Source organism: Patulibacter defluvii, from assembly GCF_034096925.1.
Classification (GTDB): Bacteria; Actinomycetota; Thermoleophilia; order Solirubrobacterales; family Solirubrobacteraceae; genus Patulibacter; species Patulibacter defluvii.
On the sequence record NZ_JAWZSQ010000001.1, the window covers coordinates 464567 to 477118 of the forward strand.

The 12552-nt window shown below is 76.4% G+C and carries 12 protein-coding genes; 7 read left to right on the top strand and 5 right to left on the bottom strand.

The features are described from left to right. Window positions 1–64: 64 nt before the first annotated feature. Together SH587_RS01945 and SH587_RS01950 are read right to left on the bottom strand one after the other, a co-directional pair. Window positions 65–934, bottom strand: coding sequence for a hypothetical protein (locus tag SH587_RS01945; RefSeq protein ID WP_320668864.1), 870 nt, complete (start codon window positions 932–934; stop codon window positions 65–67). A gap of 198 nt (window positions 935–1132) precedes the next feature. Next, on the bottom strand, window positions 1133–2005 hold the full coding sequence (locus SH587_RS01950; protein ID WP_320668865.1) for an inositol monophosphatase family protein: 873 nt from the start codon (window positions 2003–2005) through the stop codon (window positions 1133–1135). Window positions 2006–2099: 94 nt separating this feature from the next. On the opposite strand from SH587_RS01950, the gene SH587_RS01955 reads away from it, so the two are divergent. Then, window positions 2100–5357, top strand: a complete 3258-nt coding sequence (locus SH587_RS01955) for a PD-(D/E)XK nuclease family protein (RefSeq protein WP_320668866.1) — start codon at window positions 2100–2102, stop codon at window positions 5355–5357. 7 nt (window positions 5358–5364) lie between these two features. Here the strand turns inward: SH587_RS01955 and SH587_RS01960 are convergent, their stop codons facing one another. Further along, a complete protein-coding gene (locus SH587_RS01960) occupies window positions 5365–6288 on the bottom strand; it encodes a PAC2 family protein (RefSeq protein WP_320668867.1) in 924 nt (307 codons plus the stop codon). Window positions 6289–6326: 38 nt separating this feature from the next. Here SH587_RS01960 and SH587_RS01965 point away from each other — a divergent pair, with 38 nt between their 5' ends. Next, window positions 6327–7196: an HD domain-containing protein gene (locus SH587_RS01965; protein WP_320668868.1), complete on the top strand. Its 870-nt coding sequence runs from the start codon at window positions 6327–6329 to the stop codon at window positions 7194–7196. A gap of 460 nt (window positions 7197–7656) precedes the next feature. Here SH587_RS01965 and SH587_RS01970 read toward each other — a convergent pair whose 3' ends face one another. Beyond that, window positions 7657–8448, bottom strand: coding sequence for a sulfite exporter TauE/SafE family protein (locus tag SH587_RS01970; protein WP_320668869.1), 792 nt, complete (start codon window positions 8446–8448; stop codon window positions 7657–7659). A 60-nt stretch (window positions 8449–8508) separates the two neighbouring features. Between SH587_RS01970 and otsB the strand changes: the two genes are divergently transcribed. Then, a complete protein-coding gene (otsB, locus tag SH587_RS01975) occupies window positions 8509–9318 on the top strand; it encodes a trehalose-phosphatase (protein WP_320668870.1) in 810 nt (269 codons plus the stop codon). Continuing rightward, window positions 9315–9848 (top strand): hypothetical protein, encoded by a 534-nt coding sequence (locus tag SH587_RS01980; RefSeq protein ID WP_320668871.1) that lies wholly within the window; start codon window positions 9315–9317, stop codon window positions 9846–9848. The genes otsB and SH587_RS01980 overlap by 4 nt, the downstream gene beginning before the upstream one ends. A 51-nt stretch (window positions 9849–9899) precedes the next feature. On the opposite strand, the gene SH587_RS01985 is transcribed toward SH587_RS01980, so the two are convergent. Next, window positions 9900–10271, bottom strand: coding sequence for a hypothetical protein (locus SH587_RS01985; protein WP_320668872.1), 372 nt, complete (start codon window positions 10269–10271; stop codon window positions 9900–9902). Between the two features lie 129 nt (window positions 10272–10400). Here SH587_RS01985 and SH587_RS01990 point away from each other — a divergent pair, with 129 nt between their 5' ends. From SH587_RS01990 to SH587_RS02000, 3 genes are read left to right on the top strand one after another with little or no spacing between them, the layout of a single operon-like run. Beyond that, window positions 10401–10862: a GreA/GreB family elongation factor gene (locus SH587_RS01990; protein ID WP_320668873.1), complete on the top strand. Its 462-nt coding sequence runs from the start codon at window positions 10401–10403 to the stop codon at window positions 10860–10862. Between the two features lie 41 nt (window positions 10863–10903). After that, the gene (locus SH587_RS01995; RefSeq protein ID WP_320668874.1) at window positions 10904–11893 is read left to right on the top strand and encodes a HAMP domain-containing sensor histidine kinase; all 990 of its coding nucleotides are present in this window, start codon (window positions 10904–10906) and stop codon (window positions 11891–11893) included. Next, window positions 11890–12549, top strand: a complete 660-nt coding sequence (locus SH587_RS02000) for a response regulator (protein ID WP_320668875.1) — start codon at window positions 11890–11892, stop codon at window positions 12547–12549. The genes SH587_RS01995 and SH587_RS02000 overlap by 4 nt, the downstream gene beginning before the upstream one ends. Window positions 12550–12552: the final 3 nt, after the last annotated feature.

Sequence of the window (12552 nt, forward strand, 5' to 3'; positions counted from 1 at the left end):
CGCGGGGATCCCCCTCGCGAACGAGGGAAGCTGGTGGCGCCGCCGGAGCGGCGCGGGGACGGGACTACGCCAGCGCGCGGACGCGCTTCTGGGCCTTGCCGGCGACCTCGCTGACCCGGGCCTGGGCCTGCGAGACGCGCTTCGGCAGCTCGCTGCGCAGCTCGGCGACCTTCGGCAGCTCGACCTTGCGCAGCTCGAAGTCGCCGACCTTCGGCAGGTCGTTCAGACGCGCCTCGACCTTGGCCCGGCGCTCGCGCAGCTCGCGCTCGACCTGGGTGCGGGTGCGCTTGACGTCGCGCTCGAGGTCCTGGCGGGCCTTGAGGCCGCGCTTCTCGAACGTCTTCAGCTGCGACTCGATCGCCTTGCGACGGTCGGACGCCTGCTTGCGGGCGGCGTCGGCCTGCTTCTTGGCGCTCTCGCGGCGGCTCTCGACCTGCTTGGTGGCGGCGTCGCGGGCCTCGAGCACGGCGCCGACCGGGATCAGGACGGCCTTCTCGGCGAGGGCTTGGGCGCGATCGGCGGCCTGCTCGACCTGCTTGCTCGCGGCGGCGCGGGCCTCGGTGGCGGTCTTGCGGGCGTCGTCGACGTTGCGCGGGGCCTTGTCGACGGCGGCGGTGACGGTCTCGCGGGCCTTGGTGGCCAGCTCCTGGACGCTCTGCGTGGCGGCGGCGACGCGCGACTCGGCCTTGACGGCGACCTTCTCGGTCTTCGTCGCGGCGGTCTTCGCCTTGGTCGCGGCGGCGGTCTTCGCGGCGGCGGGCTTGCGCGTGGTGGTCCGCTTGGCGGCGGGCTTGCGCGCGGTCGTCTTCGCGGCCGGCTTGCGGGCGGTGGTCGCCTTCGCGGCGGCGGGCTTGCGAGCGGCGGGCTTGCGCGTCGTCGCCTTGGCGGTGCCGGTGGCCGGCGTCGCCTTGGGGGTGCTGGGGGTGTCGGCCATCAGATGTCCTTAGAAGTAAGTTCCACTCGAATGTAGCAGCGAACACCTGTTCTTACAAAGCCGGCCGCGAGGGGTTACAGGAGATGGCGGCGGAATCGCGCGCCGCGCCGGTCGCCCACGGTGACGTTCCGGTCGCTGAGCGTCCGGAACGTCACAGCCGGCGGGGTGGTCGGCCGGGCGGGGCGGGCCGCCCGCCCCCTACGCCGCCGGCGGCAGCTCCGCCACGCGCGCCAGGCCGGCGGCGGAGCGGGCGGCGACGACCGGCACGTGCGGCGCCAGGTCGAGCGGGGCGGCGAGCGGGTCGTCGAGCGAGCCGAAGGCGACCAGGCCGCCGGACTCGCGGACGATCAGCTGGCCGGCGGCGACGTCGACGGCGCGGCAGCGGCGCAGCGAGGCCATCCCGTCGACCCGCCCGCCCGCCACCTGGCAGAGGGCGAGCGCGGTGGCGCCGATCGCGCGCAGGCGGTGGACGTGGGCGGTCAGGGCGGGCCCGGCGGCGAGCACGTGGCGGGGGTCCGCCGACTCGATCGCCACCAGCTCGAGCAGGCCGCGGCTGGTGATCCGCTCGCTCTCCGGGGCCACCACCGGCGTGCCGTCGAGCTGGGCGCCGCCGTCGCGGACCGCGGTCCAGCGCTCGCCCCGCAGGCTCCCGACCTCGGCCACCAGGCCGCAGACGACGTCGGCCATCGTGCCCCGCCGGGCGACGTCCTCGCCGACCGCCAGCGCCAGCGAGACCGCGTGCTGGGGCAGGCCGCGCTTGGCGTTGGTCGAGCCGTCGATCGGGTCGATCACCACCAGCGCGTCGGGCGAGCCGTAGTCGACCGTCCCGCGCTCCTCGGAGAGCGCCGTGAAGCGGGCGCCGGCCGCGTGGAGGCCGTCCAGCTCGTCGAAGATCGCGCCCTCGGCGTCGGCGTCGATCACCAGCGTGCGGTCGCCGCCCTCGCCGCGGGTGCCGGTCTCCACCAGCCGCTGGGGGCCGCTGCAGCGCCGCAGGCCCTCGGCCACCCGATCCGTCGCCCGCTGGAACGTGGCCATCCACGTCGCGGGATCGGGCAGGGGAGCGGCGGCCATCTCGTTCCATCGTAGATGGTCGCCGCGCGGGCTCCGGTCGCCCGCTGCAGCGCCGCATCCACCGCCGGGGTCGGTCATGCAGCAGACTGGGGGAGTGGCCGAACCGCTCGAGGGACTCTCCGACGCGCAGGTGCGTGCGGCGACGCTCGACCCGTCGCCCACGGACGCCGATCGCGGCGCGCCGCTGCTGATCCGCGGCGCCGCCGGCACCGGCAAGAGCGTCGCGCTCGCCGCCCGCGCCGCCTGGCTGGCGACCGCCGCCGGGATCGACCCGTCGCGGATCGTGCTGCTGGTGGCGACCCCGGCCGCCGTCGCCCGCAGCCGCCGGCGGCTGCGGGAGCGGCTCGGCCCGGCCGCCGCCGACGTCGTCGTCACGACCCTGCCCGACCTCTGCCACCGGCTGCTGCGCGACGCCGCCGCCGAGGCCGGGATCGACCCCTTCGTCGTCCCCGCCACCCGCACCGAGCGGGTCGCGCTGCTGCTGGAGCACCGCGAGCAGCTGGGGCTGCTGCACCACGACAACGGCCCCGCGCCGATCCCGCTGCTGGCCGCCGCGATCGCCCGCATCGACCGCCTGAAGGAGTCGCTGGCCGACGCCGCCACCGTCAGCGCCTGGGCGGCACGGCTGGCCGACACCGACCCCCGCGCCCCCCGCGAGCGCGAGTTCGCCGCGCTGCTGCGGCTGCACGACCACGTGCTCCGCGAGCGGGGCCTGATCGACCACGGCGACCTGATGCTGCGGCTGCTCGACCTGCTCCAGCGCGACGGCGCCGCCGCACACCGGCTCGCCGGCCAGGTCGGGCACCTGCTGGTCGACGACGTCCAGGACCTGCCGACCGCCGGGATGCGGGTGCTCGACGCGCTCGCCGCCGCCGGCTCGGGGCTGAGCGCGGCCGGCGACGACGACCAGGCGATCCGCCGCGTCCGCGCCGCCGCCAGCCGCAACCTGCGCGACCTCGCGCTCCGCCACGGCGACCTCCACACCGTCACCCTCGAACGCTCGTGGCGCTGCCCCGAGCAGGTGCTGCGGGCCGCCGAGGCGGTCGTCGAGCCGGCCGCCGACCGGCTCGCCCGCCGCTGGCACGCGCCCTCCGGCGGCCAGGTCCGCTTCTGGCGCGCGGCGACCGAGCGGGCCCAGGCCCAGGTCGCCGCCGGCGAGGTCGAGCGGCTGCTGCGCGAGGGCACCGCCCCCGAGCGGATCGCGATCCTCGTCGGCTCGGTCCGGCGCGAGGGCGGGCCGATCGTGGCCGCGCTGGAGGAGCGGGCGATCCCCTGCCGGCTCGGCGGCGAGGGCGCCTTCCTGGAGCGGGTCGAGGTCCGCGACGTGCTCGCCTGGCTGCGGGTGCTGCTCGACCCGGCCGACGCCCCGGCCCTCAGCCGCGCGCTGGCCCGGCCGCCGATCGACCTCCGCTCCGCCGACCTCGCGCGCGGGCTGCAGCTGGCCCGCCGGCGCCGCAACGACCTGGTCGACGGGCTCGCCGCCGCGATCGAGTCGCCGCAGCTGGCGCCCGAGGCCCGCGACCGCGTCGCCGCCTTCCTGCGCCTCTACCGCGCGGCCCAGCGGGCGCTCGACGTCACCCCGCCCGACCAGTTCGTCCACCGCCTGATCGAGCACCTGGGCCTGCGCCGCCAGCAGCTCTTCGGGGCCTCGGGCGACGTCGTCGAGCGGCTCCGCGACCTGGCCCGGATCGGCGAGCTGGCCGAGCGCCACGTGCGGATCGCGCCCCAGGCCAGCGCCCGCGACTTCGCCCGCTGGATGGTCACCCTGGCCGACGCCGGCGGCGACCCCGAGGGCAAGGTCGAGGCGGTCCCGTTCGCGGCCGGCGGCGCCGGTCAGCCCGAGGAGCCGGCGGCCGACGAGCTGGTCGGCGCGGCCGGCGCCGCGGTCCGGGTGCTGCCGCTCGAGGCCGCGCCCGAGCTGGAGCTCGACCACGTGCTGGTGCTCGGCCTCCAGGCCAGCCGCCTGGCCGGCCTCTCCGGTGCCCGCCGGCTGGTCGACCCGCTGCCCGAGGACCTGCTGGCCGCCGACCTCGGGCCGGCGCCCGCCGACCCCGACGGCGGCCGCGACCAGCCGCAGCGGTTCGCGGTCGACGAGGCCCGGCGGGTGCTCCACGTCGCGATCACCCGCGCCCGCCAGGGCGTCGTGCTGGCCTTCCCCGCCCGCGCCCCCAGCGGCGCCGACCGCGAGCCGTCGCCGCTGGTCGAGGAGGCCCGCCGCGCCCTCGACGCCCCCTGGGAGGAGCACGAGGAGCGGCTGTTCGGGCCCGAGGACGCGCTCCACGCCACCTTCCGGACGCTCCGCGACCAGCTGCTGCGCGACGTCGCCACGATCGGCGCCCGGCTCGGCGACCTGCGGATGGACACCGACCTCGACGTCGCCCACGGCGTCACCCGCTACCTGGAGCTGGTCAAGGTCGCGGCGCTGATCAACCGCGCCGAGGGCCAGGAGGCCGCCGACGCGCTGCCGGCGATCGACGCCGCGATCCGCCAGGCGGCGACCGCGCAGCAGAAGGAGATGCTGCTGACCAGCGGCCTCGACGACGAGATCCTGACCGACGCCCGCCACGCCGCCGAGCGTGCCGGCGGCCGCGGCGGCGCCGGCGAGCCGTCGCTGGAGCCGTTCCTGCCGCTGCGGGGCGACGGGGTGGTGCTGTCGGCCGGCGATCTCTCCACCTACCGCGCCTGTCCGCTGCGCTACAAGTTCGCCCGCGTGCTGCGGATCCCGCAGCAGCCGACCGTCGCCCAGCGGTTCGGGATCGTCGTCCACCAGGTGCTGGAGCGGTGGCACGCCCAGGGCGGCACCCAGCTCGGCGAGCTGCAGGGGCTGCTGGCCGCCGGCTGGCGCCGCTCGGGCCTGATCGGGGTCGCCGACGAGCAGCGGCTGTGGGGTCGGGCGCAGGAGGCGATGGTCCGGTACCACGCCCGCAACGAGGCCGAGGCGTCGAGCCCGATCTGGCTCGAGCGCTCGTTCGAGTTCCAGCTCGGCGACCACACGCTGCGCGGCCGGGTCGACCGGGTCGACCGCCACCCCGACGGCGTCTACGAGTTGGTCGACTACAAGACCGGCCGCCCGCGGACCGCCGAGGAGCTGCGGACCGACGTCCAGCTGCAGCTCTACGCCGTCGCCGCCCAGGACGCCTGGGGGCTCGACGCGCCGCGCCAGAGCTACCACTACGTGCTCGACGACGAGAAGGTGCCGCTGGAGACCGAGGGCGCCGAGCGCGACCGGATCGGCGTCACCGTCGCCGAGGTCGCCAGCGGCGTGCTGGCCCAGGAGTTCGAGCCGACGCCCTCCTACGAGACCTGCGCGATGTGCGACTACCGCCTGACCTGCCCGGCGGCGGAGACGTAGCCGCGGGTCAGGTCTCGTCCGACGGGTCCTGCTCGCGCAGGAAGCGCTGGAAGTCGTGGGCGATCGAGTCGCCCGACGGCAGCTCGCCGAGGTCCAGCCGCGGCGGGTCCTCCTGCAGCTCCTCGGCGTCCTCGTCGCTGCCGATCACCTCGCGCAGGTCGGCCATCTGCTCCAGCCGCTGCAGCAGCTCGCGCCGCTCCGGGTCGCGGTCGACCGCCTCGGTCACCTGCTGCTCGTAGCGCTCCGACGCGTCGCGCAGGCGCTTGGTCGGAACCGGCACCGAGGTCAGGTGCTCGACCGCCTCGACCAGCGCCAGCGTCGCCTTCGGGCTCGGCACGCCGGCCACGTAGTGGGGGACGTGGGCCAGCAGCGAGACCGCCGGCAGCCCCTGCCGCTGGGCCTCGACGTGGACCACGCCGGTCAGCCCGGTCGGGCCCTCGTAGTCGGGCAGCATCGCGTCGATCGAGGCCAGCAGCTCGAGGTCGGTGGCGATCCCGGTCAGCGGCACCGGCCGCGTGTGGGGGACGTCCGACAGCAGCCCGCCGAGGGTCACGACGAAGGTCGCCCCGAGGCTGCGCGCGGTCTCGACGATCGTCTCGCAGAGCGACCGCCAGCGCATCGCCGGCTCCGGCCCGCTGACCAGGATCAGGTCGCGGCCGGCGGCCGGCACGACCGCGGTCCGGATCTCGACCGTCGGCCACTCGAGGTCGTCGGCGATCCCGTCGCGGATCGTGATGTGCGGCCGGTAGGACTGCATCGTGTAGAGCAGCTCCGGGTCGACCGTCGCGCAGCGCTGGGCGCCGAGCCGGCGCGCCATCACGCCGACGGCGGAGCTCGCCGCGTCGCCGGCGTCGGTCCACCCGGTGAAGGCGCACACGAGGGCCGGGTCCCGCAGCCCGACCGGACGGTCGTCCCAACGCAGGGGGATCATCCGAGCCACGGTACAAGATGGCTCCTGTGTCATCGGTCGTGGAGCCCACCGTCGCCGCGCTCGGTCCCGGCGACCGGATCGCCGGCGTCTTCGCCTGCGTCCGCAAGGATCGCGCGAGCGGTCGCTCCGGCCCGTACCTGGCGGTCGACCTGCGCGACCGCACCGGGACGATCGCGGCCCGCGTCTTCCGCGACGTCGATCGCTGGGACGGCGCCTTCGAGCGCGGCGACGTGGTCCAGGTCGCCGGCACCGTCGACCGCTACCGCGACGGCCTCGTCGCCGAGCTGACCGCGGTCCGCCGGGTCGACCCGGAGACCGTCGACCCGGCGCGCTTCCTGCCGGTCGCCTACCGCGACCTCGACGAGCTGGACGGCTTCCTGGAGGGCCTGGCCGGCGAGGTCGGCGACCCGCCGTTCGCGGCCCTGCTGCGCGAGCTGCTGGACGACGAGCCGCTGCGGCGGGCGTGGCGCAAGGCGCCCTGCTCGATCGCCGGCCACCACGCCTACCTCGGCGGCCTGCTGGAGCACACGGTCGCGGTCGGCGCGCTGGCCAACGAGGCCTGCGTCCACCACCCGGGCCTCAACCGCGACCTGCTGCTGACCGCGGCGATCGTCCACGACCTCGGCCGCACGCGCGAGTTCCGCTACGGCGCCGAGATCGACCGGACCGAGGTCGGCGAGCTGCTCGGCCACGTCGAGCTGGGGCTGCGGATCCTCTCCGAGCCGGCCCGCCGGGCGGGGCTCGACGAGCAGCGCTGGGCGCACCTGGCCCACTGCGTGCTGACCCACCACGGGGCCGAGCGGGCCGGCGGGCGGTTCCGCTCGGCGGAGGCGGCGGCGCTCTTCCGGCTGAACGCGGTCGACGCCGCGATCAAGGACGCGCTCGAGCACGGGCTCGGCCACGGCTGAGGCGGGACGAGGGCGACGAGCGGCGCCGACGATGGGGGGTGGACCATCGTCGGCGCGCTGAGACGTTCAGTGCGTCAGCAACGCGGGGGGTCAAGCCGCATGCTGCGAGGCGTTAGTTCCCGCGGCGTGGGTCGTCGCCTTGGTGCGGGAGGGATGGGACCGTCTCGCAGCGTGACACTGGGGAACGTCCTGCTCGTCATGGCCGGGGGGGCCGGCCGCGATCGATTCTGGCACGTCGGTCGGGGTTCCCGCAAGCAGATCGACTACGTCGATCGTCCAGACCCGGTCACCCGTCCATGGACGTTCCGTCGGGTCGACCCCCGTCGACCGTCCTCGGCCGACCGCACGGGCCTCCCGGGGCGTCCCTCCGCAGGATGCAGGGGCGAACCGTACGCCGTACCCGTCGCAGCGCCGGCGGTCGCTGCTGGACGAACCGCCGATCCGCGTGCCGGGGAGCGCCTCAACGCGGAGCCGCCTCGGGACCGTCCGGCGACCGCATCCCGCGCCGCGCCAGCTGCGACGAGACGAACAGCAGCAGCGCCGCGAAGCCGATCTGGGCCGCTCGTGACGGGATCGCGTTGACGATCACCACCCCCAGCAGGGCTCCCGGGATCGCCAGCGTCCCGAGCGTCACCGCCACCCGCAGGTCGAGGTTGCCGTAGCGGTGCTGGCGCCACGACCCGACCAGCGACACCGGCACGATCGCCAGCAGCGAGGTCGCCTCGGCGTCGACGTGCGGCAGCCCCAGCAGCAGCGCCAGGCCGGGGACGAAGAGCGAGCCGCCGCCGACCCCGAGCAGGCCGGAGACGACGCCGGCCGCGGCCCCGATCACCAGCGCGCCGCCGACGTGGAGGGCATCGCGCGAGACCGTCTCGCCGTCGCCCGGCTCGACTCCGGCGATCATCAGCAGCGCGACCGCGGCCAGCAGGATCGCGAACAGCAGCGAGACCCGCCGGGCCGGGATCCGCTGCTGGATCCAGGTGCCGGCCAGCACGCCGCCGATCGCCGGCAGCCCGACCAGCAGCCCCTCGAGCACGTGGAGCGTGCCGTAGGCGCCCTGGGTGATCGTGGCGGCCGAGGCGATCAGGACGATCGCGGCCAGCGAGGTGGCCGTCGCGCGCCGCTCGTCCATCCCCAGCAGCAGGATCAGCAGCGGCACCATCACGACCCCGCCGCCGACGCCGAAGAGCCCGCTGAAGAGCCCGGCGGCGGTGCCGATCGCGGCGATCACGAGGGTCCGGCGGCCGGGCACGGCGGAGATCGTAGCCCTGCCGTCGTGCCGGGCCGCGGCCGATTCGAGACACTAGGCGGCGTGACCGACGATCGGCTCGCCGACCTCGTCGCGCCCCTGCGCGCCGCTCCCGAGCGGGCCGCCGTGCTGCTCGACGTCGACGGCACGCTGGCCCCGATCACCCGCCACGCCGGGGCCGCCGAGGTGCCCGCGCCGACCCGCGGGCTGCTGACCGAGGTCGCGGCGCGGTTCGGCCTGGTGGCCTGCGTCAGCGGCCGGCGGGCGACCGACGCGCGGCGGATCGTCGGGATCGGCTCGCTGCTCTACGTCGGCAACCACGGCACCGAGGTCCTGCGGCGCGGCGCCTCGTCGGTCGAGACCAACCCCGCCGTCGCCGCCTGGGAGCCGCGGGTTCGCGAGGTCGCCGCGACGCTGCTCCGCGACCGGCCCGACCTCGACCGGCTCGGGGTCTGGTGCGAGGACAAGGGCCCGATCCAGGCGCTGCACTGGCGCGGCTCCGGCGACGAGTCGCGGGCCGAGGCGCTGGTCGCCGAGCTCGGCGCGCGGGCCGAGGCCGAGGGGCTGGCCCTCCACCACGGGCGGATGGTGCTGGAGCTGCGGCCGCCGGTCGCCTTCGACAAGGGCGTCGCGGTCCGCTGGCTGCTGGCCGGCGGGGGCTACGGCACCGCGCTCTACGCCGGCGACGACCGCACCGACCTCGACGCCTTCGCCGGGCTGCGGGCGCTGGTCGACGAGGACGACCTGGAGCGGGCCGCCTGCGTGGCGGTCAGCGACGGCGAGGCGCCGGCCGAGGTCGCCGCGGCGGCCGACCTGACCGTCGACGGGCAGCGCGGGATCCGCGCCGTCCTCCAGGAGCTGCTCCGCCCATGACCTTCCGCCAGCTGCTGCGCTCGACCGTGCTGCTCTGCACCGGCTCCTCGTCGGTGCTGGCGCTGCTCGTCGTGCTGCGGGGGATGGCGGACGGCGAGGCGGCGGGCGTGGCCGTCTCCGCCACCTGGTGGCTGATCGCGGCGGCGATCGGGATCGGGTTCGGCCGCCACGACGCGGTCAACCCGCAGATCGCCCGGGTCCTGGCCGACGCCCGCGCCGCCAACCAGCTGCCCGAGCACCACCCGGTGCGGACGCTGCTGAACCGGCTCTGGCCGCTGCTGGTGGCGACGCTCGTCTCCGGCCTGGCCGCGCTGCTGCTGCCGCAGGTGACCGGCGTCGCCGCCGGCTTCCTGCTGATCTGGGCGCTGGCCTGGCGGCGGCAGGAGTCGGCCGTGCAGGCGATCGAGGAGCGCGACGGGGTTGAGTTCCACGTCGAGCGGACCGGGCTGGTCGAGCCGCTGAAGCTGGTCCGGATGCCGGGCCTGCGCCGCGACCGCCCCGAGCACAAGCGCCAGGCGTCGAGCGTCTGATCCCGGCCGCCGGCGCCCCGCGCGCCGGCCGACCGGGACCAGGGCTCACGCTCAGGTCGACGGGGCCCCGTCGACCGGTCGCGCCGCGCGCAGGCGGGTCCGCAGCCGCTCGACCGACGGGGCGGCCAGTTGGGCGCGGGCCTGCTCGCAGGCGCCGGCGGCGGCGCCGAGCGCCACGGCCAGCCGGCGGAGCGCCTGCTGCTCGGGGCTGCCGGCGGGGAACTCGCGCGTGAGGAGCGCGGTCCCGTCGTCGAGCGTGCGCATGCTCGCCTCGACCGCGCCGAGCGTCGCCGGCAACGCGAACCGCGTCTCTCCCGCGGCCGCGGCGTCCTGGAGCGCCCGGGCCGCCTGCAACAGGTCGCAGGCGGCGTCGAACAGCTCGTCGCTGGGGTGGTGACGCCGGTGGCGGCCGAGGGCGGACATGCCCCGAAAGCGTGCGTCGTGGCCGATCGCCCTTCCATGGCGGTTCCCGACCATTCGCCGCCGCCGGCGCGCCAAATGGTCGTGTCCCGCCATGGGCGCGGGGCCGGCGGGCCGGGAACCTCCCCGGTCATGTCCGCTCGACCGCACCCGTCGACCGACCAGCTGCCCGTCACCCAGGCGGAGCTGGTCGCGCTGGAGGAGCAGCTGTGGCGCCTGCGCTCGGGGCGGGTCCGGATCGACCCGCTGTCGGAGTCGGGCGGCGACGCCGGCGCCGACGCCGAGCGGCTGACCACCAACCGCCGGATCATGGAGCTGGAGCACGCCCTCGCCCGCGCCGCCGTCGTCCGGCCCGGCGCCGACGGCTTCGCGGTCGCGGCGATCGGGACCGCGGTGCTGGTCGACGACGGCCGCAAGCAGCGCCGCTACCGGCTCTCGCTGGAGCCCGAGCCGGGCCAGACCGGGACCGTCTCGGCGACCTCGCCGGTCGGCGCCGCGCTGCTCGGCCAGGCGATCGGCAGCACCGTCCGGGTGGCGCTGCCCGACGGTCGCGAGCGCGAGCTGCGGGTGGTCGGGATCGGCGACGACGCCTGAGCCTGCGGGCGCCGCCCGGCGCCCTCTGTCACGGTTGCTCGATGACCGCGTTCGTGATCCGGATGTCGCTGGAGCGGCAGCTGTTCCTGCTCGCGGTGGCGGCGGTCGGCCTCGGCACGATCGGGCTGCTGGTGCTGCCGGTGACGGTCAGCGTGCCGGTCACCGGCGGCGAGGCGCTGGTGCTGGTGCTCGGCGCGCTGCTGCTGCTGGTCGCGTTCCGGATCGCGCTGCTGCGGATCCTGCGGCCGCTCCACCGGCTGGCCCGCGCGATGCAGGAGATCGACCCCGTCGACCCGGTGCCCGACCTGCGGCGGATGATCGAGCCCGACGACCGCGACGTCGACCAGCTGCTGATGTCGTTCGAGCAGATGCTGCGCCGCTTCCGCCAGGAGCGGCACGCCAGCGACCGTCGGATGCTGGCCACCCAGGAGGCCGAGCAGCGGCGGATCGCCCGCGAGCTGCACGACGAGCTGGGCCAGACCCTGACCGCGCTCAAGCTCCAGATCGAGCGGGCGGGGATCGACGGCGCCACCCGCGAGCCGATCGCGCGCACCGTCAGCCGCGCGCTCGACGAGGTCCGCGGCATCGCCCTCCGGCTGCGGCCCGAGGCGCTCGACGACCTGGGGCTGGTCAACGCACTGCTGGCGCTGGCCCGGCGGGTCACCGACGAGAGCGGGATCCCGGTCGAGCGCGAGCTGGACGGCCCGCTGCCGCCGCTCGCGCCCGACGCCGAGCTGGCGCTCTACCGGATCGCCCAGGAGGCGCTGACCAACGTCGTCCGCCACGCCGGCGCGACCCGCGCGACGATCGTCCTGCGGGTCGACGGCGGCGACGTCGAGCTGACCGTCCGCGACGACGGCCGCGGGCTCGGCGACGCCCGTGCCGGGGGACGCGGGATCGCCGGCATGCGCGAGCGGGCGCGGCTGGTCGGGGCGCGGATCGCGCTCGCCGACGAGGGCGGCGCGGTCGTCCGCGTGCGGCTCCCGGCGGGCGCCCCGCTGGTGGTGACCGGCGAGGGGGCGGTCGCGTGAGCGTGCCGCTGCGGACCCGGATCCTGCTCGCCGACGACCACGCGCTGGTCCGCGACGGGATCCGGCTGGTGCTGGAGAGCGAGCCCGACCTGCAGGTCGTGGCCGAGGCCGGCGACGGCGTCGAGGCGGTCGCCCAGGCGCTGAGGGAGGAGGTCGACCTGGCCGTGCTCGACGTCTCGATGCCGCGCCGCGGCGGGCTTCAGGCCGCCCGCGAGCTGCACCGCCAGCGGCCCGGGACCCGGATCCTGATGCTCTCGATGCACGAGAGCGAGCAGTACCTGTTCGAGGCGGTCAAGGTCGGCGCCGCCGGCTACGTGCTGAAGTCGGCGGCCAACCGCGACCTGGTCGACGCCTGCCGGGCGGCGATGCGGGGCGAGGCGTTCCTCTACCCGCGGGCCCTGCGGGCGATCGTCCGCGACTACCTGGAGGGCGCCCGCAACGGCGCGCCGCTGCCCGACGACCTGCTGACCCCGCGCGAGCAGGACGTCGTCCAGCTGATCGCCGAGGGCCGCACGACCGACGAGATCGCCCAGGCGCTGACGATCAGCCCCCACACCGTCGAGCGCCACCGCTCGAACGTGCTCGAGAAGCTGGGGCTGCGCAACCGGGTCGAGCTGGCGCGCTACGCGATCCGGCGGGGGCTGGTCGAGCCGTAGCCG